Origin of the sequence: Limisphaera sp. 4302-co, assembly GCF_049537155.1 — a bacterium.
GTDB lineage: Bacteria > Verrucomicrobiota > Verrucomicrobiia > Limisphaerales > Limisphaeraceae > Limisphaera.
The window spans coordinates 148,500-169,888 of sequence record NZ_JBMVQZ010000008.1 but is presented as its reverse complement, the minus strand read 5'-3'; the positions used below and the strand labels follow the sequence as shown (position 1 = coordinate 169,888).

The window sequence follows — 21,389 nt, the reverse complement described above, 5'->3', positions numbered from 1 at the left end:
ACAGGGCAACCCTCCGGCGACTCCTTCAGGCCCGCCCCCGCGAGCAACCGTGGTCGGACCTGTCAGGGACCGTTTCGCTCCGGGTGTCCATTCCTTCACTAGCATGCCTGCCCTGTTCTGCCGCCGTGTGCCGCCGCCACCAGTCCTTCAGCGCGCGGCCATGCTCGTGCAGCTTCTCCAGGGCCCGCACGATGTCGTCCATCTCCTGTTGATCGGCGAGCAACAGCCGGGATTCCAACCAGATCGCCTGCCGGCACAACCGCCGGGCGTTCACACATCCCCGGCCCGGCACAGCGTCCGCGCAGACGGCCGCGAGACCCACGTCCGACAATTTCCGGGACCAGCGAAGCCACCGGTCCGGCAACGACTCGCGCCAGCCCACCCCGCACGGGATGCCTTCCGCCGCCAGAGCCGCCACCACCGCATCGCGCGGCGCACCGAACCGGTCGGCGTCCAGTCGCATCAGAAACCCGCCACAACCGTGACGCGTGCACCCGTCCGTCCGCGGCTGCGGGTGAACGCCGGGCACGGACGCCAGTCGCTCCGCCAGATACCGGCTTCGTTGATCGCGCCGGCGCGCCGTCAGCTCGAACCGGTCGAGTTGGGCATTCAGCACCGCACCGGCAAACTCGCCCAGCGACATGGCCTCCCAGGTCTCCGGCCATTCACCGGCGCCCTGGCCGCCGGGGCCGTCCCTGCCCAGAAGCGTCCGACACCGCGCCGCCCATTCCCCGTCGCCGGTGATCACCACCCCGGCCTCGCCCCCCGGCACGACCGTATCCGCACACAAGGAGAACACCCCGGCACGACCCCAGGTCCCGCAGGGCCGGTCACGGTACATCCCTGCATGGGCATGCGACGCGTCCTCCCACACGATCCAACCCCGTTCGTGTGCCCGTTCCAGCAAGGGTTCCATGCTCACCGGCAGTCCGGCCGTATGGAATACCAACACCCCCCGCACTTCCTCTTCAGCCACCGCATCCACAGTCGCCAGGTCTGCGTTTCCGGTCTCCAGGCCCACATCCGCAAACACCGGACGCAATCCCGTCCCCAGCACGGCGCTCACCAGGTTCAAGGGACCGTACGCCGGCAGGATCACCTTCGCCCCTCGTTCCAGACCCGCGGCCAGCAGCGCCAGTCGTAGCGCGGTAGCATGCCCGGCAACCGCGAAGGCGTGCCGCACGCCGCGGGCACCGGCAAACCGCCGCTCGAACAGAGACACCTCCCCGCCGGCCGGGTGTTGCCACCGACCCTCCCGCAGCACGCGCAGCAGCCGGCGCTCTTCCTCCCGCCCTCCGGCGGGCCATTGCGGCCACGGCCGCCGCCGCACCGGTTCACCTCCCAACAACGCAGGTTGGGTCCGTTTCCAAATGTTCATGGCCAATGCGACTTCCTTTCGTTCCAGCTCCTCCGGACATGCTCGGAAGATTCGATTCCGCCTGCGCCGCAGATCGGACTGCAAACTCAAAGCCGAAGCTGCCCCCGTCCACAAGATCGAAAAACCTCTCGCCCGACTTGGGCCAGCGCGATTTCATCAGCGCGGTCCGGGGCGATCGGCAAGCGCCATGCGCTCCGATCATAAACCTCCGCTGAACCCCGGCGCGCCGCAAAAACCGCATATCCCGGCACCGCAAGCTCAGCCGGAGTCAATTGGAGAGCCGGGGCTCGAAATGGTTGTCCGACAGCCTGGCAAGCGATGAACGGAGACCGGCCGGGCCGGTCGGTCCGCTGCCGTGGGGGACCGAATGCCGCCGGCGCAACAAACAGGCGCCTCCTCGCGGACCGAACCGGCAGGGCCCGATCCACACCTTCCACCGGTCCTTTTGGCAGCCGGGCAGACCCGCGCGCGGCTGCCCACACGCGCCCGCTTGTGGAAGCGTCGTCAGAGGTGTCACCCCCGCCGGGCGGTCTGCCAGGCGGCCGGCCCACCGCCGGGAGGGCCGGTACCTGCCTCCCCTGGCAAAGATGAGAAACACACCAAAGGGCGATCTGGCAACTGCGCCGTGCTGCCGCACACCGTTCGCGCAGCGTTCCGGCCGCTCGCCTGCAGCTCCCCTTGCGGGCCTGACGAGGTTCCTACGCGGTTTTGGCAAACCTCTTCCGCAACAGCGGCGGCTGGCAGAGCAGGTCAATGGATCACGGTTCGGCCGGGCGCCGTACCGCGGGCGGGATTGGAGTTACCGGCCCAATCCCTGCTGAACGTTCTCCAGGGCCTTGCTGGCTTCGGTGGCCACCTTGTCGGTTGCGTCCTTCACCACCTTCTTCAACTGCTCCATCACCTGTTGCACCGCCTGCTTTTGCTCGGCGGTCAGTTGCGGATGGGCGGCCAGCTTCTGCAGCTCGGCCAAAGCCGCGGCGTGATCGCCGAATCGCAACAACTCCGCCGCGTTGTCCGCCGCTGCCTTCACCGGGCCCTCGGCCGACGCAAAACTCCGCTCCAAGGGCGCCGGATCCACCGTGGCGGTGTTGCCGCTCCTGGAGCATCCCATCAGACCACCACCGATCGCCGCTGCCAGCAAGACCGCCCACACAGCCAGTCGGGTTTTCATTTTGCCGTGCTTCCTTTGCAGGGTTGGATTGCTTTCCGTCATCCAGGGATATTCCCGCAACGATGGGAGGGCGTCAAATCCGGATCGCTCCCGGTGCTCCCGGCCGCGGCGCCCGGCCGGGGATGGCCATCAGACGATCCTCCCTCACGGCAGCGCCCTGCGCAGGGACTCCCATGCTGCCAGAGCGGCCTGACGTGCCGCCGCGTGGCTCACGATCGGCTCGGGATACTCGCTGCCCAACCGCACGCCGGCCTCTTTGAGAACCGATGGCGGCGCCTCGAACGGGCGATGGATCCAACGCGCCGGCAGGCGCGCCAACTCGGGACACCAGCGCCGCACGTATGCACCGTCCGGATCGAACTTCTCCCCTTGAAGGACCGGGTGGAACACGCGGAAGTAGGGCGCGGCGTCCACCCCACACCCGGCCGTCCATTGCCAGCCCAGCGTGTTGTTGGCCAGATCCGCGTCCACCAAGGTGTCCCAGAACCATCGCGCGCCCGACTGCCAGGCAATCCGCAGGTCCTTCACCAAAAAGGAGGCCACGATCATCCGCACGCGATTGTGCATCCAGCCCGTCGTCCACAGCTCTCGCATCCCGGCGTCCACAATCGGATAGCCCGTCCGGCCCCTCTGCCAGGCCCGCAGGCCCGACGCATCCTCCCGCCAGCGAAACCGTTCCCACTCGGTTCGCAGCGGCCGGTCGGTGCACTCCGGCCGATGCCAAAGCAGGTGATGAGCGAACTCGCGCCAACCCAGTTCCCGCAGAAACACGGACTCGCGCCATCGGGCGGCAGGCAAACCCCTGCGCTCCGCCATGGACCGTACCGCGTGCCACACTTGGCGGGCCGACACCTCCCCGAAATGCAGGTGAGCCGACAAACGCGAGGTCCCCTCCTCGGCCGGCCGATTCCGGCGCTCTGCGTACAGGTCCCAGCTCCCCTCCAAAAACCGGCGCAACCGGTCCCGCGCACCCGGTTCACCCGGCACCCACGCGGATCTCAGTCCCCCGGCCCAGTCCGGTCGCGGCAGCAGACCCAGCTCTTCCAAGGGAACGGATGGCGGCCATCTCTTCGGTCCCTGCAGCGGCCCGGGTTGCGGCAACGGCGGCGGCGGATCCGCCAGGCTCAGGCACTTCCGCCAAAACGCGGTGAACACTTCGAAGGGTTTGCCCGATCCCGTACGCACCGTCTCCGGTTCGAACAGGAAGAGGTCCGGCCAGACACGGAATTCGACACCGGCAGGGCCCAGGGCGGCGGCCACCCGGGAGTCCATTTTGCGCCAGGCCGGCTCCACCCGGCGGTTGGCGTAAACCGCTCGGGCACCCGTCTCCTTTGCCAGACCAAGGAGCGCCCCGGCCGCCGGCCCCCGCCGGATCACCAGCCGCAGACCTTGTTTGCGTAGCGAGGCGTCCAAGGCAGCCAGCGAGTGGTGCAACCACCAACGCGACGCACCGCCCGGAGCCCAGGGCAATTCCTCCTCGGGCGACCATACATACACCGGCACCACCGGCGCACCCGCCGAGGCCGCCTGCCACAAAGCCTCATGATCCGCCAAACGCAGATCCAGTCGAAACCAGACCAAGATCGGGCTCATGACGCCGAAATGTGGATCTCCGAGGTGGCAGGGTCAAAATCTCCGGACCATACGCGGGCAGCCTGTTTGACGTCCGAAGCGTGGGGTCCCACACGCCACTGGCCCATCTCGTCATCCGCGCCGTGGAGCCACCTTCCTTCCGGCCCGCGGACCCCAAACCGCTGCCGGCTGCCCCCCCGTTGGCACCTGCCCCCGCCCCCGGCACAGTCCCGAAGAAGTCAGAATTCCTCGGGCAGGTCCCTTGGCGGGTTTCCTCCGGGAGCCCGGATTTCCAGGACCGATCCCGGCGGCAGCTCGGGCCGCACCTTGCCGCCGGTGGCCAGAACGAAAGTGTCCCGGTGGCGAACCTCGGCACGGATGCTGTCGCGTGCTTCCCATGGCGCACCCGAAGCGGTGAAACGTGCCCGCGTGAGCGCTCGCCAGGATCCGGACAGCTCACGAATCCAACCGCTCCCGAAAGAGGCCCGACGTTCCTCTGCTGCGCTTCGTCCATCGCGCCGAAAGTCTTCCAGGAACGAATAGAGCCCGGTCATGGACTGTCCGCCCGTCCGCGCCCGAAAGGTCACCACATGCCGCCAACTGCCCGACTCTCCGTCGCGAACCCAGCCGGCATACCGGGTCCGCTCGCCTTCCACCCTGGCCCGGACCAGGAATCGGTAGGGCACGTTCGTTCGCCAGGAAAAGTCCATCATGGCCTGTCCGCCGGTGCCTTCCCCGCCAAAGCGGCGAATCCGCACACCCTCAGCGTGCGACACCACTTCGACCCGACGATCCGCGGGGACGGCAGCGGGGTCGTCCCCCTGCGCATCGTCCCAAACGGAAAAGAGCAACACCCGCCGTCCGTCGGTCAGCTCTTGCAAGCCGAAATAGCCCACCTGCCAGCCGCAGACCATGAAGAACGACCCCGGCACCGTCCGTTCCACGCAGGTCTCCAACGTGAACACGTCGGCCGACGGCGCCAGCCAGGCCAGGTGAACCGACCGCGCTGCGCGTGGCAGGCCCTCTTCTGCCGCCAGGCCACCTGCCGGGCCGGCCCCGAGCAGCCCCAATAGAACGAGAAGCGACGGGAAAGCCGCGCAAGACCGCCCGCCCTTGGAAAAGGCATGGCGCGCCATCGGTGGGGAGACGCCCTTCACGGGACCCTGCCTCCTAGGCGTCGGTGGAATCCGGCGGGGCGGTGGAGGTGGTCCGTTCCACCCAGGCCGTGGCATGCTGGACGAGTTCGACCGCGTTTTTCAGGCCCAGTTTGCGTTTGATCTGCTCCCGGTAGTATTCCACCGTTTTAACGCTGAGATGGAGTTCCTGGGCGATTTGGCGCGTGGTTTTCCACCGGCCAATCAGTTCGAACACCTCCAGTTCGCGGTCGCTGAGCAGGTCGGCGGGCGAAGCGGCGGGAGCGGGATGTTTTTGCAATTGTTTTTGGAGGAGTTTCACCGCCATGGCGTCGCTGACGTAAACCGAGCCGTTCAGCAACCGGCGCACTGCTTCCAGCACCTTGTCCAGCGCCTGATCCTTCATCAGGTACCCCATGGCACCCGCCCGGAAGGCCACTTCGGCGTAAACGGATTCGTCGTGGACGCTCAGAACGAGGATGGGCATGGAGGGGAAACGCGCCTTGAGATTGCGCACCAGTTCAAGCCCGCTGGACTCCTTCAACGAAAGGTCGGCGATCACCAGGTCCGGTTTCAGTCGTTCGGCGGCTGAAAAGGCCGCGCCTGCGTCGGCCTCCTCGCCGCACACCTCCATGTCCGGTTGCCGGTTGATGAGCTGGGCAATCCCGAAGCGAACGACGGCGTGGTCGTCCACCAAAAGGATCCGGGCTTTCCTGCCCTCCGGTTGGGCGTGATGCCGCTGCGTCATGTCTCCGCTCCCAACGCCGCTGTTTGCAGCCATTCTGGCGCAGAAACATGGTCATTTGCAACAGGGAAACCCACCACGCGGGAGCCCCCGCAGGGCTGTTTCAGCTGCACGGACCACAGGGGGCCGAGAACGCCATGGGCTCCGATCAAAAACCTCCGCTGAACCCCGGCGCGCCGGCCAGGGTTGGGCCCGGTCCAGCCCGGGGCGTGGCGGTTTCCGGAGCGCAGGGGTCCCGGATCCCGGGAAATTGCTTGGACCTCCGGGGGCAACCCGTTAGAGTCCGGGCCGGTGCCTATGAAAAACAGCTCGCTTACACCCGCCCTGCTCGGCGTGTTGCTGGTCTTCACGCTCGGCACGCTGGGGCTCACGTTCTTGAACGTGCAATTGATCCGCAAGGCCAGGTCGCTCCAAGACGTGGCCAACCAGATCAACACCGTTCGAGCCACACTGGATTCCCTGGCCCGCGAGGCCATCGCCTACAGTCAGACCAACCCGGCCATTGACCCGATCCTCATCTCCGTGGGGCTGAAGAACCCGGCCGCCAACGCGGGCACCGGAAACCGGCCGGCCGGCCGCCAGCCTTGAAACACGCCTGATCCGTTTCCCCAGACTCTTGACTGCCATGAACGAGAACTCCGCACCCACTGCCCCATCTGCACCGCAGACCCCTCGATCCTCGGCAGAGGACCTCACGCGCGCCGTTGCCAGACTCCAGACCCAGTTGCAGGCGGCGTTGGTGCTCATGATCATGGTGACCGGCGCGCTCAACCTCTACCTCCTGCGGCAGTACGTCGCGCTGCGAAAGGACGTGCAACGATTGGAGCCCCAGGTCGGCCAGATGATGGACATCTACAACAAGGCCACCGTTCCGCTGGCCAGGGTGTTCCTGGGTCATCTGGCCGACTACGCGCGGCAACACCCCGATTTCCAGCCCATCCTCGACCGGTACCGGGTCCAGGTCGGGCCCGGCACGGGTGCGCCCCCGGCAGGCACACAGGCCCCTGCTCAAGGGGGCACCAATCCGGCCCCGCCCCGGCCATGACCGTCCACCGCCGCGGCGGCAAGGCCCATCCATCCACGGCCGATCCGGCCTCCAACCTGCGGATCCACGCTGCGGCATCTGAAAAGGAGCTTAGTCGCAAACGCCGCGTTTGCGGCCCAAGGCGCGGCTCTTGGCCCGACAACCGGGTTTTCGCCTCCGCCGTCCGTCCGCGTCTGCAACTCGAGAAGGCCAGGCGAAACCGCCGTAGTCCGTGCGATCCCGTCCCCGCGGCCAGGCCACCGGCGGGGAGAACCCGTGTGCGGCAACCGACTCGGCTTCCGGACCGTGGGGGTTCGCATCCTCGGCGAGTGCGCACGCACGCTTCCTCCGCCTCCTGCCGGTGAAACGCTGCGGCTCCTGGTCCACAAGCCCCCGCGGGGTGCCACGGGTCCGCTCCTGGCATCACATGCCCATCCAGGCCCTCCGGCGAGGCGCGGCCGCTTGCCAAGCTTGCAGCCGGTCGCGGGAGCGGACCTCAAGGTGGCTTGCAGGGCAGGCCATCAGAAGGTGTGGAGCCGGAGTCCGGCAGAACGGGTCGGCGCGAGATTGCTGCCGGTCTTCGCACCCCTACAATGGCCCCCATGGACGGGCTGGAATCGTGGCTTTTCCCGGGAGGGCAGTTCCTGGGTGTCCGCTGGAGCGTCTGGAAGTTCATCGGCTACGCGGGCAACGTGCTGTTTTTTTCCCGCTTTCTGGTCCAGTGGTACGCCACGGAAAAGCTCAAACGGGTGGTGGTGCCCCCGGCCTTCTGGTGGTTGAGCCTGGCGGGTTCCCTCCTGTTGCTGGTGTATGCGCTGCGCCAGCGCGACTCGGTGTTCATCCTGGCCTACCTGTTCACCTGGATCCCGTACACACGAAACCTGGTCATTCACTACCGGCACCTGGAAGCGCACCTGACCTGTCCGGCATGCCAACAACTCTGTCCGCCCCAGTCCCGTTTTTGCTTCCAGTGCGGAACCGCGCTGACGAAGGAAGTGCCTCCGCAGGGGGAAAGTCCCGCGGCCGGGAGATAGGAGGAAAGTGTGCAGTCCTACGGCGTGACCGGCTGTTGCAGCGACTGCACCACCTGTTCCAGCCGCCGGACCACATCGAGGGCCCGGGCCCGTCGCACCCCGCCGACCTGAAGAATCGCCTGTACGTCGTCCAGGATCTGCCGGGTGCGCCCGGGCGCCAGGCTGGCGCCGTTTACCAGCGCATACAAGTCCGTGCCCAGCCGACGGAGCTCACCCTCTTCGAGCACGGCGCCCGGCAGCGCCCGTGCCAGGGCTTCCACCACTTCTCGCAACCTGGTCTCGGCAGGCTTCTGCGGTCCTCGAGCAGCCGCGGTCAGGGCCTTGACGAGCGCATCTTTTTCTTCCGCCGTCACCGCCCCCGGTCCCTTGAGCGGTTCCAGCGCCTTCACCACTTGCGCGATGGCCGCCTGGGCGGCTGCGGCCGCGGCTTGTGCCGCCTGTGAAGTCGCCTGCGCGGGGGCGGCCACCTGCTCCGCCGGGGTCGTGACCCCTTGGCGAACGTTGTTCTGATTCACCAATTCCTTGGCGCGCTGTTTGACGATGACCGCCCCGGCTCCCTGCGCCGCGGCCGGGGGCACTTGGGCAATCGCGAGGGCGGCGCCCAACAATACGGGGCAAAGTTTCATGATGACACTTCCTTTCGGATTCAGGGTTGTCCCACCGGGGCTGTGGAAGCCGTCCGACGGGCGGTGAGAGGGTGATCCTTGGACCACAGGTGCAGGTAGTCCACCACGATCATCTCCGCTTCACGCAGAACAAAGTCGTGTGCGGGAGATGTGCTGTCGTCCTCGTCCAACGGGTCCTCGTCGGCAGGATCGGCTGCGGGGGCCCCGTCCGGGTTCTCGCCCGGGGCGGAGGCCGATGCCAGCTGGTTGGTTCCGAGGCCGGAGCCCGGACTGTCCGAGTTCCGGGCAGACGGATTTGCTGGTGTGACCGGCTCCGGCAGCCCGGGCTTGTCCACATCAGCCAGGGTGATCTCCCACATCTTGGGCTGAACTTCGTGGCGCGCCAACCTCTCCTTCTGCCGGGCCTTCCGTCGTGCTTCCAGTTCCTCCTTTTCGCGCAGCCGCTCCTGCTCGTTCAGGGAGATGGTGCGATCGGCCTGCTGTTGCAGGAACCGCTCGATGTCCTCGCGCACATAGGCAAAATCCCGGGACGCGGCCACACGTTCGGCCGAACGTTTCCGGAGCTCTTCCAGGTAGGGTGCCACCCAGTCGAGCGGTTCGAACTTCGCGCTTTCGATCTTGTCCCAGGGCAACGGATTGTCCAACGCGCTTTCTCCCACCTCCTTGGAGACGTTCAGGACCGAAGGCAACACGATGTCCGGCACCACACCTTTCAACTGTGTGGACTCGCCGTTGGCACGGTAAAACTTGCTGATGGTGTACTTGAGCAGGCCGGGATCCTGGGTGAGCGTGGCGCTGGGCCGCATGAAGTTCCGCAACAGACTGGGTGCCTGCACCGTGCCTTTGCCGTGTGTGGACGCATCACCCACCAGCACCGCCCGGCCGTAATCCTGGAGCGCGGCAGCCACGATCTCCGACGCCGAGGCACTGAACCGGCTGGTCAACACCACCATGGGACCGTCCCAGATCATGCGCGGGTCACGATCCTCCTTGAGCACGACCCGGCCCTCACCATCGCGGACCTGAACGATGGGACCGCGAGGAATGAAGAAACCCGCGATCCGGATGGCCTCGTCCAGCGATCCCCCGCCGTTGCGACGCAAATCCAGGATCAGCGCCTCCATCCCCTCCGCCTTGAGTTTCCGGATCAGTCGCGCCACGTCGGCGGCGCAACTGCGGTAGTCGGAACGCTCCTCCGATCCGGTAAAATCCATCGTCGAGTAAAAGGACGGCAGGTCAATGATCCCGATGCGTCGGACCGTGCCGTCCTCGTCCGGCCATTCGACCAGGCGGGCCTTGGCAGCCTGGTCTTCCAGACGGATCTTGTCGCGCACCAGGGTGACCACCTTGCGCACGGAGGGATCCGGCGCCTCAGCCGGAATGACCAGCAACCGGACCGTGGTTCCCTTTGGCCCGCGGATGAGCTCCACCACCTTGTTCAGGTTCATGTCCACCACGTCCACGAACGGGCCGTCCCCCTGTGCCACCCCCACGATGCGGTCCTTGGGTTTGAGCTTCTTGCTTCGCTCGGCCGGCCCACCCGGGATCAGGCGCCGGATGGTGCAGTAACCGTCCGGCGAGGTCAGTTCGGCGCCGATCCCTTCCAAGGAGAGGTTCATCCCCATCGCGAAGTTCTCCATCTGCTGCCTGCCCAGGTAATCCGAGTGCGGGTCGTAGACGTGGGCCAGCGCGTTGAGGAAGACCTGCAACACGTCCGCATTGTCCCACTCCGCGAACATCCGAAGGTTGCGATGGTACCGGCGGATCAGCGTGTTGGTGATCTGCTGGTGCTTTTCACCGTTGAGTTTCTCCTGCAAATACTCATAGCGAAGCCGCTCGCGCCAGAGCTTCCTGGCTTCCGCGAGATCCTTCGGATAGGGCGCCTCCCGCCGGTCCACCTGGATGCGCTCGTCAGTGTCGAAGCGGAATTCCTCCCTGCGCAGCAGCTCCTCCACGTAGGACACACGCTGCTGCAGCCGTTCGAAGAACCGCTCAAAGATCTCGAAGGCCGGCGTGGTGTCGAACCGACGCAGGATGTAATCATCCAGACGGTGCCGGTAGAAATCGAATTCTCGCAGATCCGACTGCAAAAAATGCAGATGCTGGGGATCGTAGGATTCGAGGTACCGATCCAGCAACCGCGAGGACACCTCGTCGTCGAGCCGTTGCCGCGTGTAATGCTGGGCCTCCAGGATCCGCGCCGTCACGTAAGCGATCCGCGCATCTGCCGGAGACGCCTCCAAACGCGGGGCCACGATCGGCTTCTCCGCGGCGGGTTCCCCCTCCGTCCCGGTGGCGCTGGCAGCTCGCGCCGGTGATACCGGGGGCAACCCCGCCAGGCAGACCGCACATCCCATTGCCCAAAGCCATGCCCGCCGCCATCTGCCGGCGGCCCCTCGCACTCCATGGTTGCCACGCATGTTCACCAGACTTCGACCCAACTATAACCCGTTTTGTTCATTGTGAAAGAGGCGAGTACAGGAGCCGGGCGAAAACCCGGATCCCCCGGGCCAGACAGGAGCCGCCCGAGCAAAAGCCCGGCGAAGCGGACAAGGCCGCCGGCGAGAACGGCGAGGGCGCGTGGCCGAACTGGCGGCCAGAATCGTTTCCCCCACGCCCGCCCAGGTCCCCGCAATCGGCAATGGCATCCATCCCGAGCACCCTCCAACATGGCCCACCGGAGCACGCAGACCCACTCCGCACCCCCGCGCTCGAGTCGGTGGACCTTGGCGGTATTCTCGGCCCGGCCCGGCCGTGCCTGCACCGGGCACCACCCCGGGCGTTCCCCGTCAAAAGCGGAACGGCCTTCCACAAGGGGCTGGCCACACCTTGCGGGCAACGCCGGGAACGGGGTCGAATTCGGATCGTGACACCGGATCCGGGTCGTGGTATGTATCCTTTGCAAACTAAAGAAAACCGGCCCCGGCGCTCAAAAGCGAGGTTGGGCCGACCTGGTTCGAAGCGCCGCCGCAAACCGAGGCCGAAGAGGGCGTGAACTCCGCCCTCCGCGGCGGTGGAAGGAAAAGGAAGCGGGGAAGACGACCTCGGAGGATTACGGGGGGCCGGGAACAGCCAACCCGAACCGACATGAAACTGCAACCTGCCTACCGACGACAGGCCCGCGACCTGCAGGTCCGGCATGCGTTCACCCTTATCGAATTGTTGGTGGTCATTGCCATCATCGCGATCCTGGCGGCGATGCTTTTGCCCGCACTGTCCAGCGCCAAGAACCGCGCTCAAAAGATCGTGGACCTGAACAACAACAAGCAGGTCCTCACCGCCACCCATCTTTACGTGAACGACAACAACAACTTCCTGCCGTCGCCCGGCTGGGGAACCACCCTGCCCTGCTGGGCCTATGGCGCCAATCTGCCCCCGGGGAACACATCCATCCCCATGTTCCCCATTGCCCTCTCCAACCAGTTGGTGTACTTCGCCCGGGGTCAACTCTACGAGTACCTGCGCGACCCCAAGGTGATGAAATGCCCGGCGGATTCGAAAATCGATAACCTTTACGTGCAACGAAACATTTTGTTCACCAGCTACGTGTGGAACGGCTCCGTTTGCGGGTACGGCGCCCTGCAGAACCTGCCACCCAACCGGCCCCGGACCTACAAGATCACGGATTTCAAACCCCACGCGGTGTTGATGTGGGAAACGGACGAGACCACGCCGTTCTTCTTCAACGACACCTCGAGTTATCCCGATGAGGGAATCTCGGCCCGACACGGTAAGGCCGCCACGGTGGGGCTGTTCGGTGGCAGCACCGAGACCATCCGGCTGATCCGCTGGTACAGCTGGGAATTCGCCGGCACGCGAGACGCCCGCGGCGGCAGTATCCCCGCCACCATGCTGCCCAATCGCGCCTGGAACAATCCGGGCCATCCTCAGGGCAGGTTCTGAAAGCTTGGCGCGTTGACCCAACGAACCCCGATTGATTGCACCCATGAAAACGCGTGTCCTTGGCCTGGGTTTCGCCGGTCTTGCTCTCGTCTGGACTCTCGCAAGCGGCTGCGGCAAGAAGGAGGAGGAAACCCCAGCGGCGCCTCCGGCGGCAGAAGTCACTCCGGACACCGGCCAGGCTCAGACGGCTCAACCCGAACCCATGGCAGTCGGTCCCACTGCCGCCGATCTGGCGGCGCAACAGGCGGCCATGGAACGACTGCGCCAGGCCGAGATGGCGGCCAAACAGAAGGAATACGAAAAGGCTGTGGAGGCCATGCTGGCCATCCAACAGCAACAGCGCATCCTCTCCGAACAGCAGGCGCAGCTCTACTACCAGAGGATGCAACAGCTCCAGTCGGACCTTGCGGCGGCCATCGCGGCCGGAGACCCGCGCGCCAAAGCAGCCGCTGAGCGTCTGCGCCGGGCCGCGACACCTCGTTGATCCCGTCGCCTCGCGGCAAAAGCCGGTCCGCCACGAGGCTCGTTGGCCCGGGACGGTGGGTGCGCCCACCCGACGGGGACAAGGCGTCCGGCGCTGTCGCCCGGGCGGGATGAGAGCTCGCGCACGGTCCGTTCCGTGTGCGTGTCCGGCAGCGGCTCGGAAGCGCTTGCTTGTTTCTCTCTCGCACTGCCCGGTCTGGCACCCTCGGGTTCGGTGGAGTCGCCTTGGCATCCATGGCCTGCGGTGAAAAGCCCTCCGGGTAACCCCGCCCTGCGGCCTTGTTTCCCGGCCGGATCACACCTAGGCTGCTGCGGGCACGGTTCCAGGACATGAAAAGGCGATCCGGAAAGTTCTTACAAGGGCTGTTGATCGTCCTGTTGGTGTTGAACGTCGGGATGGGCGCCCGCATGTACCGGCAGGCCCTCCAGCGCGACGGCGCAGACACGCCCTATCCGCACCTGGACGTCTTCTCCCGGGTTCTCGAGATCGTCCACAAAGACTACGCCAATGGAACAAACCTGACGTACCAGAAACTGGTCCGGGGCTCGATCGATGGATTGCTCGCCACACTGGAGGATCCGTACAGTGAGTACCTCGATCCGGATCGTTTCCGGGATCTGCAGGACGACACCGAAGGCGAGTTTGGAGGGCTTGGTTTGGTGGTGGGCGTGCGCGAGGGGCATCTGACGGTCGTCTCCCCCATGGAAGGTTCGCCCGGTTTCCAAGCCGGCATCCTGAGCGGCGACCGAATCGTCCGTATCGAGGACGAGTCCACGGAGGGAATGTCGCTGGAGGAGGCGGTCCGGCGGCTGCGCGGGCCGCCGGGCACCGAGGTCACCATCACCCTCTACCGTCCCTCGACGGATCGGACCCTCACCGTCACCCTGCGGCGCGCGGTCATCCAACTGGACATGGTGAAGGACCTCAACAACCGGAAGGAGTTTCCACTCAGTCCGGAGGGGATCGGCTACGCGCGCATCACCCAGTTTGGCGACAAGGCCGATCGCGAGCTCCGTGCCGCACTGCGCAGGATGAGGGCGCGGGGCCTGCGCGCGCTGATCCTGGACCTCAGGTGGAACCCCGGCGGGCTGCTGGAACAGGCAGTGGCCGTGAGCGAGGAGTTTCTCGACCCTGGCCGACTCATCGTGACCACGCGGGGTCGCAATCCGGTGTACAACCAGGAATTCCGCTCCGGCCGCTCCGGTGACCGCCTCCACGGCCTGCCGATGGTCGTGCTGGTCAACCGGGGCACCGCCAGCGCGGCCGAAATCGTCGCCGGCTGCCTGCAGGACCACCGGCGCGCAGTGCTGATCGGCGAACCCACCTTCGGCAAGGGCAGTGTCCAGAGTGTCATTCCCCTGCCGGGCGGTGCGGCCCTGCGGCTGACCACCGCCAAGTACTTCACCCCATCCGGGCGCATGATCCACGAGCGCGGCATCACGCCCGACGAGGTCGTGCCGCTGACCGAGGAGCAGGAACGCGATCTCCTGCTGCTGCGGGCCCCCGGCGGCTTGGAGGGCCTGCCCTTGGAGGAACAGGAACGCGCACGCCGGGCCCGCGACCCCCAGTTGGAACGTGCCATGGAACGGTTGCGTGACGAATGTGCCCGACCCCGAGCCGCATCCCGTCAGCCGGTACCCGCGGCCTTTTCCTCCTGAACCCATGACCGGGAGGTGTCTCCAGCCCGCTCCGCCCCGGTTCGGCGTCTGTCCCGCACACACGGGTCCGCCCGTGCAACCGTCTCCCCGTATCCCGCCTTTGCGCGCTTTCCCAGCCCGGAATTTCTTCTTTCCCGATGACCGTCTTCGCCCTCGAAACTTCATGTGACGAGACCAGTGCGGCCGTCGTCGTGGACGGCGAGGTCCGTGCCAACGTCGTTGCCTCCCAGATCCGCCTTCACGCAGAATACGGCGGGGTGGTGCCGGAGCTGGCGGCACGCGAGCATCTGCGGAACCTTCTGCCGGTCTCTCGCGCGGCATTTGAAACGGCGCGCACGGAACCCAGCCAGGTGGATCTCATCGCCGCCACACGCGGACCGGGCCTGCCGACGGCCCTGCTGATCGGCCTGAAGGCCGCCCAGGCCATGGCCTTTGCCCTGCAACGGCCGTTCTACGGTGTCCACCACCACGTCGCTCACCTCTACTCGCCCTGGATCACCGGGGACCCGCCGCGAGCCGATTTCCGGTCCTTCGAGCCTCACATTTCGCTGATCGTCAGCGGCGGGCACACCCTGCTGGTTCATGTCCCGCGGCTGCTGGAACATCGCCTGCTCGGGTCCACCCTGGATGACGCCGCGGGCGAATGCTTCGACAAAACCGGCAAATTGCTCGGGCTCCCCTATCCGGCCGGGCCGGTCATGGACCGGCTTGCTGAAAACGGCAATCCGGAAGCGTACGACTTTCCCCGTCCCCTCCGCGATGAGCCCAACGATGACTTCAGCTTCAGCGGACTCAAGACCGCCGTGCGATATTACCTCCGTGATCACCCGGAACTGGCCCGGGATCCAAAGGCGTTGCCCGACCTGTGCGCCAGCGTCCAGGCCGCCATCGTGGATGTTCTGGTCACCAAAACCGTGCGCGCGGCCCGTCGCTGGGGTGTCAAACTGGTGACCGCCTCCGGCGGGGTCGTCTGCAACCGCGCCCTCCGCAGCGAACTCCAAAAGGCCTGCGCCGCGCACGGGCTACGGTTGCGCCTGGCCGCTCCCGCCTTCTGCACCGACAACGCCGCCATGATCGCCGTGCTGGCCAGCTTGCAGGCCCAACAAGGGAGGCCGCCCACCGACCTCGACGCCGAGATCCGACCCGACTGGTCGCTCGAGGAAAGCCATGCCTGAACCGCTCCCCATTTACGAGGTCGAAGCCCAACTGGTCGCACAACTGCGGCGACACCGCAGACTGCTCCTCTCGGCACCCACCGGTTCGGGCAAATCCACGCAGGTGCCTCAGATTCTCCTCCGGCACGGATTACTGGGCAACGGCCAGGTCATCCTGCTGCAGCCGCGCCGGCTGGCTGCACGACTCCTCGCCGCACGGGTCGCCTCCGAAATGGGTTGCGAGCCGGGCAAAACGGTCGGTTACACCATTCGTTTCGACAACGTCAGCGGCCCTGATACACGAATTCGTTTCGTGACCGAGGGCATCCTGCTCCGGCAGATGCTGGATCAGCCCGCCCTGCCCGGGGTGACAGCCCTGATCTTCGACGAGTTCCACGAACGTCACCTCTACGGCGACATCACACTCGCCCGGGCTCTGGAGCTCCAGGAACAACTCCGGCCGGATCTCCTCATCGTGGTGATGTCCGCCACGCTGGACGTGCCGCGGTTGCAGGCGTACCTGCAGCAGTGGCGCGTGCCGCCGCCGGCCCCGTGGCTGCCCGCCTGCGCCGTGGTGGAGGCATCCGGGCGACTGCATCCGGTCGAAATCGTTTACTGGGACCAGCCGCCCCGCCGCCAGCCCCAGCCCGTCTGGGAAAAGGCCGCCCGGGCTTTTGCTCAATACGTGTCCGGCGGCGGCCCCGGCGACGTGCTCATCTTCATGCCGGGCGCCTACGAGATCCATCAAACCTTGCGCGCCCTGGAACGCCTCCCGGAAGCCTCCGACTTTGTCCTGCTGCCCCTCCACGGCGAACTGCCTCCCGGCCAACAGGACGCCGCGCTGCGCCGATACGATCGGCGCAAGGTCGTCGTGGCCACGAACGTGGCGGAAACCTCGGTCACCATCGAGGGCATTCGCCTGGTCATTGACAGCGGCCTGGCCCGGATCCCGCGCTACGATCCCCTCCGCGGGATCAACACCCTGTGGATCGAACCCATCAGCCGCGCCTCGGCGGATCAACGGGCCGGCCGTGCCGGCCGCACCGCGCCCGGCCTCTGCATCCGCCTGTGGGACCGACAGGAACACGCCGCCCGCCCCGAACGGGAGACACCCGAAGTGCAGCGGCTGGACCTGGCCGAGGTCCTCCTGCTCCTCAAGGCCGCCGGTGTGGAAAACCCGGCCTCTTTTCGCTGGCTCGATCCCCCCGATCCGCGGGCCCTGGCCCGCGCGGAAGAACTGCTCCTTGAACTGGGCGCACTGGAACCCGCCTCCTCCACAGACAACGACACCGGCCCCGGGCACCCAACCGACGGCCGGCCCACCCGCATCACCGGGTTGGGCCGCCGCATGCTGGCCTTCCCGCTCCATCCGCGTTACGCCCGCATGCTCCTGGAGGCCGACCAACTCGGCTGCGTACGTGAAGCCTGCCTCGCCGCCGCCCTCACGCAGGGACGGGAACTGCTCCAGCGCGGGGTGCCCCGCGAGGTGGAACATGCCCGGGACGACCTCCTGGGCGTCCGGTTCGCCAGCGATTTTCACCGCGTCATGCACGCCTGGGACCACGTTCGACAACGCGGGTTTCGTCCCGACGTCTGTGAACGACTGGGCGTCAACCGCCGCACCGCCCTCCAAGTGGCCGATCTTTGGGAACAGTTCCTCCAAATCGCCCGTCGCCAGGGACTCGACACCGACGCCAGCCCGGCCCCGCCGACGGCCCTCGCCCGGGCAATCTTGTCCGCCTTCCCGGATCACGTGGCCCGGCGCCTCGACACCGGCACGCTCCGTTGCGAACTGGCGGGCGGTCGCCGCGCCGTCCTGGACCCGCAAACCGTCGTGCGGGAGTCACCGCTCGTCGTGGCGGCGGAAATCCGGGAAATCCAGGACTCAGACGGCAAAACGGAAACCGTGCTGGCCCTCCTCTGCCCCGTGGACCCGGCGTGGATCCGTGAAATGTTCCCCCACGAACTGAGCACCACGATCGAGTGCTTTTTCGACCCCGCCACCCGGCGCGTGGAAGCCCGGGCCCAAACCCGGTGGCGTGACCTGATCCTGGAACAGCGCCGCGTGGATCCTCCGCCGGAAGCCGAGGCGTCCCGACTGTTGGCCGCCGAGATCCTCGCAGGCCGGCTCACGCTCAAAAACTGGAACGACGCCGTCGAACAATGGATCACCCGCCTCAATTTCCTGGCCGCAGCCTGCCCGGAACTCGCTCTCCCGGCCTTCACCGAGGAAGCCCGTCGCAGCGTCATCGAAACCCTGTGCCACGGCGCCTGCTCGTACAGGGACATCAGGGATCGCGAGGTCGCCTCCGTTGTCCGATCCTGGCTTTCGGAGGCGCAACAGATCCTGCTGGACCAGCACGCGCCCGAACGCGTCCGCCTCCCCAACGGCCGCACCCCGCGGGTCCGCTACCGGCCTGACGGCCCGCCCTGCATCGCCCTTCGCATCCAGGAACTCTACGGGGTCACCGAAACCCCGCGCATCGCCATGGGACGCGTGCCCCTGGTCGTACAGATCCTCAGCCCCGGCATGAAACCCGTCCAGATCACCCAGGACCTGGCCGGTTTCTGGCGCGAGCATTACCCCCGTCTCAAACAGGAACTCCAGCGCCGCTACCCGAAACACGAATGGCGTTGAACTCCGGTTGCCCCCACCCCGTTCCGGCCGACCAGGCGGCACGGCAGCTCTGTCCGCAGTGCGGCCTCTGCTGCAACGGTGTCCTGTTCACCGATGTGCGCATCTCCGACCCGGCCGAAGCCGAAGCCCTGCTGAAACTCGGCGTGGACCTGCGCCGTCGCTCCGACAAATGGCGCCTGCCCCAACCCTGCCCGTGTTTCGACGGTTCGCTCTGCCGGGTTTACGACCATCGCCCGGCCCGATGCCGTTCGTTCGCTTGTGGCGTGCTCCAAAGGGTCATTCAGCGGCAAATCACCCTCGATCAAGCCCGTGAAATCGTCCTGCGCACCCGCCGGGCGCTCGCGGCGGTGGAACGCGCCCTGGCAGGCACAGGCAGCGCATCACCCGCGCGGCCGCTCCGCCATCGGGTGGCACGCGCGCTGGCCGGGCCCGTGGACTTGAGCCGGCCGGGCGGACCCTCCGCTCAAGGCCGTCTGCTCCGCGCGTTCGAGCGTTTGAACCGCCTCCTCCAGGACGAATTCCTTGCCCTCCGTCCCGCCCCGTCCGACCGCGGCGACCGCGAGCCCTGAAGGTCTTTCCGCGTCCGGGCCAGCCCGATTGGCCCTTCACGCGTTTTGCCGATTGCCTTTTGCCCCCTGCTGCGCTAGTTGAGCCCTCATGCGTTTCATCGCGGGGCTGATCGAAAAGCTGCAGCGCCATCCCAAGCGGATCGTCTTCCCGGAAGGCACCGAACCGGCCGTCCTGCAGGCTGCACGGCAGTTTTATGCCCTCCGGTTGGGCGCGCCCATCGTGCTGGGATCGCGTGACCGGGTCCATGCCGTGGCCCGCGAGCACGCCCTTTCCCTGGATGGCATTCGCGTGCTCGACCCGGCCCGCAGCGAAGAACTGGAAGGGTTCGTCACACGGTACACGCGGCTGCGCCGGGCCCGGGGCCTGCCCGAAACCGACGCGCGCGAAACGCTGCTCCAGCCCAATTTCTTTGCCAGCATGATGCTCGCCCTGCACCAGGCCGATGGCATGGTCAGCGGCGCCACCCACACCATGGCCGGCGTCATGCGGCCCCTGCTCCAGATCGTCGGACCGGCACCCCACACCCGCACCATGGCCGGCTGTACGGTGGTCGAACTCGCCGACTCCCGATTCGGCGAGGCGGGCGTGCTTTTCCTGGCCGACTGTGCGGCCATCCCCGTCCCCACCGTGGAAGAGTTGGCGGAGATTGCCGTCTCGACCGCGCGCCTGGCCCGGCACCTTCTCGGGGTGAAACCCCGCGTCGCCCTCCTCTCCTTCTCCACCAAGGGAAGCGCCGAGCACGAGTCGGCCGGCCGGGTACGCGCGGCCACCGCCCTCGCCCGACAGAAGGCCCGCGAGCAAAACCTCGAGGCCATTTTCGAAGGCGAGGTCCAGATTGACGTGGCGCTCGATCCCGAAGCGGGCCGCCGCAAGTGCCCCGACCTGGCCCTTCCCGCCCCCGCCAACGTACTGATCTTTCCGGAACTCAACTCGGCCCAGATCGCAGCGCGCCTTCTGTATCACGTGGCCCGGGCCGAGGTCTACGGTCCGGTCCTGCTGGGGCTGGACCGGCCGGCCGCGAACGTCCCCCGCGGCTCCTCTGCCTGGGACATCCTCGGCGCGGCAGCCATCACGGGTGTGCAAGCCATCCATTTCCCGCTCCTGTATCCCGGCGCCGGCCAGAACATCCCCGGGGAGGCCCGTCCATGAATCCCCTGCTTCGATTTCTCAACCCCCAGTTGGATCGACTGCCGGTCTATCAGCCCGGCCGTCCCATCGAGGAAATTGCGCGGCTTTACGGCCTGGCCCCGACCGCCATCGTCAAGCTCGCCTCCAACGAGAATCCACTGGGTCCGTCCCCGCGCGCGCTGGAGGCCCTTCGCGCGGCGGTCGAATCGGTGCACCTCTACCCGGACGGCCACGCCTTTGCCCTCCGACAGCGCCTGGCAGCCAAACTCGGCGTCAGCACCGAACACATCGTCCTGGGCAACGGCTCCAACGAGGTGCTCGAACTGGTCGGACACGCCTGGCTGCGGCCCGGGGTGGATGTGGTGGTCTCCCGCTACTGCTTCGCCGTTTATCCGCTGGTGACCCAGTTGTTCGGCGCCCGCCTCATCACGGTGCCCGATCGCAACCACGCCCATGACCTGCCGGCCATGCGCGCCGCCCTCACCCCGCAAACGCGGGTCGTGTTCATCGCCAATCCGAACAATCCCACCGGCACGTGCGCCACACCGGATGAACTGCGGCAGTTCGTGGCGGGCGTTCCCCCGGACGTGCTCATCGTCCTGGACGAGGCCTACATCGAGTATCTCGACCAGCCCGCGGATTTCCTTCCCGAGATCCGGTCCGGCCGTCCCAACCTCCTGCTTGTCCGGACATTCTCCAAAATCTACGGCCTGGCCGGCCTGCGCATCGGCTACGGGATCGGGCACCCGGACCTGGTGGCCGCCCTCGAAAAGGTCCGCGAGCCCTTCAACGTGAACCGCGCTGCACAGGCCGCGGCCCTGGCGGCCCTCGACGACGAGGCGCACGTCGAACGGACCCGCGCCCTCAACCGGGCCGGCCTCCGCCAACTGGCCGAGGGTTGCACAGCACTGGGGTTGGACTACGTCCCTTCCGCAGCCAACTTCCTCCTGGTCCGGGTGGGCGACGCCCAGGCGGTCTTCGAAAACATGCTCCGGCAGGGCGTCATCGTCCGACCCATGGGCGCATACGAGCTCCCCGAGTGGATCCGTATATCGGTCGGCCGGCCCGAGGAAAACGACCGTTGTCTGCGGGCACTCGCGCAGGCACTGAACCGCTGACCGAACCGGTGAGTTCCAACCTGCGGGCGGCTGTGACCGATGCCGTCCCCCCC

Annotated in this window: 18 protein-coding genes; 11 read left to right on the top strand and 7 right to left on the bottom strand. The window is 66.8% G+C overall.

Going from position 1 to position 21,389, the window contains the following annotated elements; genetic code table 11:
* Positions 1-25 precede the first annotated feature (25 nt).
* The 5 genes from ACPDIX_RS09825 to ACPDIX_RS09805 form a co-directional block, all read right to left on the bottom strand.
* On the bottom strand, positions 26-1,378 hold the full coding sequence (locus ACPDIX_RS09825; RefSeq protein WP_423431613.1) for a DegT/DnrJ/EryC1/StrS family aminotransferase: 1,353 nt from the start codon (positions 1,376-1,378) through the stop codon (positions 26-28).
* A 799-nt stretch (positions 1,379-2,177) separates the two neighbouring features.
* On the bottom strand, positions 2,178-2,549 hold the full coding sequence (locus tag ACPDIX_RS09820; RefSeq protein WP_423431612.1) for a hypothetical protein: 372 nt from the start codon (positions 2,547-2,549) through the stop codon (positions 2,178-2,180).
* 144 nt (positions 2,550-2,693) lie between these two features.
* A complete protein-coding gene (locus tag ACPDIX_RS09815; RefSeq protein WP_423431611.1) occupies positions 2,694-4,142 on the bottom strand; it encodes a cryptochrome/photolyase family protein in 1,449 nt (482 codons plus the stop codon).
* A gap of 218 nt (positions 4,143-4,360) precedes the next feature.
* Complete coding sequence (locus tag ACPDIX_RS09810; protein WP_423431610.1) at positions 4,361-5,278, bottom strand: DUF3472 domain-containing protein; 918 nt, start codon at positions 5,276-5,278, stop codon at positions 4,361-4,363.
* Between the two features lie 13 nt (positions 5,279-5,291).
* The gene (locus tag ACPDIX_RS09805; RefSeq protein WP_423431609.1) at positions 5,292-6,002 is read right to left on the bottom strand and encodes a response regulator; all 711 of its coding nucleotides are present in this window, start codon (positions 6,000-6,002) and stop codon (positions 5,292-5,294) included.
* Between the two features lie 294 nt (positions 6,003-6,296).
* On the opposite strand from ACPDIX_RS09805, the gene ACPDIX_RS09800 reads away from it, so the two are divergent.
* The 3 genes from ACPDIX_RS09800 to ACPDIX_RS09790 all read left to right on the top strand — a co-directional run bounded on the left by ACPDIX_RS09800 (position 6,297) and on the right by ACPDIX_RS09790 (position 8,057).
* On the top strand, positions 6,297-6,587 hold the full coding sequence (locus ACPDIX_RS09800) for a hypothetical protein (protein WP_423431608.1): 291 nt from the start codon (positions 6,297-6,299) through the stop codon (positions 6,585-6,587).
* A gap of 37 nt (positions 6,588-6,624) precedes the next feature.
* Complete coding sequence (locus ACPDIX_RS09795) at positions 6,625-7,044, top strand: hypothetical protein (protein ID WP_423431607.1); 420 nt, start codon at positions 6,625-6,627, stop codon at positions 7,042-7,044.
* A gap of 581 nt (positions 7,045-7,625) precedes the next feature.
* Positions 7,626-8,057 carry a lipid-A-disaccharide synthase N-terminal domain-containing protein gene (locus ACPDIX_RS09790; RefSeq protein ID WP_423431606.1) on the top strand — a complete coding sequence of 144 codons (432 nt, stop codon included), beginning with the start codon at positions 7,626-7,628 and terminating at the stop codon, positions 8,055-8,057.
* A 17-nt stretch (positions 8,058-8,074) separates the two neighbouring features.
* Here the strand turns inward: ACPDIX_RS09790 and ACPDIX_RS09785 are convergent, their stop codons facing one another.
* Both ACPDIX_RS09785 and ACPDIX_RS09780 read right to left on the bottom strand, forming a co-directional pair.
* The gene (locus tag ACPDIX_RS09785; RefSeq protein WP_423431605.1) at positions 8,075-8,683 is read right to left on the bottom strand and encodes a hypothetical protein; all 609 of its coding nucleotides are present in this window, start codon (positions 8,681-8,683) and stop codon (positions 8,075-8,077) included.
* A gap of 20 nt (positions 8,684-8,703) precedes the next feature.
* Complete coding sequence (locus ACPDIX_RS09780) at positions 8,704-10,938, bottom strand: carboxy terminal-processing peptidase (protein ID WP_423431604.1); 2,235 nt, start codon at positions 10,936-10,938, stop codon at positions 8,704-8,706.
* Positions 10,939-11,770: 832 nt separating this feature from the next.
* Here ACPDIX_RS09780 and ACPDIX_RS09775 point away from each other — a divergent pair.
* The 8 genes from ACPDIX_RS09775 to hisC all read left to right on the top strand — a co-directional run bounded on the left by ACPDIX_RS09775 (position 11,771) and on the right by hisC (position 21,336).
* Complete coding sequence (locus tag ACPDIX_RS09775; RefSeq protein ID WP_423431603.1) at positions 11,771-12,586, top strand: prepilin-type N-terminal cleavage/methylation domain-containing protein; 816 nt, start codon at positions 11,771-11,773, stop codon at positions 12,584-12,586.
* A gap of 43 nt (positions 12,587-12,629) precedes the next feature.
* A complete protein-coding gene (locus ACPDIX_RS09770; protein ID WP_423431602.1) occupies positions 12,630-13,070 on the top strand; it encodes a hypothetical protein in 441 nt (146 codons plus the stop codon).
* Between the two features lie 329 nt (positions 13,071-13,399).
* Positions 13,400-14,728: a S41 family peptidase gene (locus ACPDIX_RS09765; protein WP_423431601.1), complete on the top strand. Its 1,329-nt coding sequence runs from the start codon at positions 13,400-13,402 to the stop codon at positions 14,726-14,728.
* Positions 14,729-14,865: 137 nt separating this feature from the next.
* Positions 14,866-15,903 (top strand): tRNA (adenosine(37)-N6)-threonylcarbamoyltransferase complex transferase subunit TsaD, encoded by a 1,038-nt coding sequence (gene tsaD / locus ACPDIX_RS09760; protein WP_423431600.1) that lies wholly within the window; start codon positions 14,866-14,868, stop codon positions 15,901-15,903.
* A complete protein-coding gene (gene hrpB / locus ACPDIX_RS09755; RefSeq protein WP_423431599.1) occupies positions 15,896-18,520 on the top strand; it encodes an ATP-dependent helicase HrpB in 2,625 nt (874 codons plus the stop codon). The genes tsaD and hrpB overlap by 8 nt, the downstream gene beginning before the upstream one ends.
* On the top strand, positions 18,511-19,089 hold the full coding sequence (locus ACPDIX_RS09750) for a YkgJ family cysteine cluster protein (protein ID WP_423431598.1): 579 nt from the start codon (positions 18,511-18,513) through the stop codon (positions 19,087-19,089). The genes hrpB and ACPDIX_RS09750 overlap by 10 nt, the downstream gene beginning before the upstream one ends.
* Positions 19,090-19,177: 88 nt before the next feature.
* Positions 19,178-20,239, top strand: coding sequence for a phosphate acyltransferase (locus tag ACPDIX_RS09745; protein ID WP_423431597.1), 1,062 nt, complete (start codon positions 19,178-19,180; stop codon positions 20,237-20,239).
* Positions 20,236-21,336: a histidinol-phosphate transaminase gene (gene hisC / locus ACPDIX_RS09740; protein WP_423431596.1), complete on the top strand. Its 1,101-nt coding sequence runs from the start codon at positions 20,236-20,238 to the stop codon at positions 21,334-21,336. The genes ACPDIX_RS09745 and hisC overlap by 4 nt, the downstream gene beginning before the upstream one ends.
* The last annotated feature ends 53 nt before the right edge of the window (positions 21,337-21,389 follow it).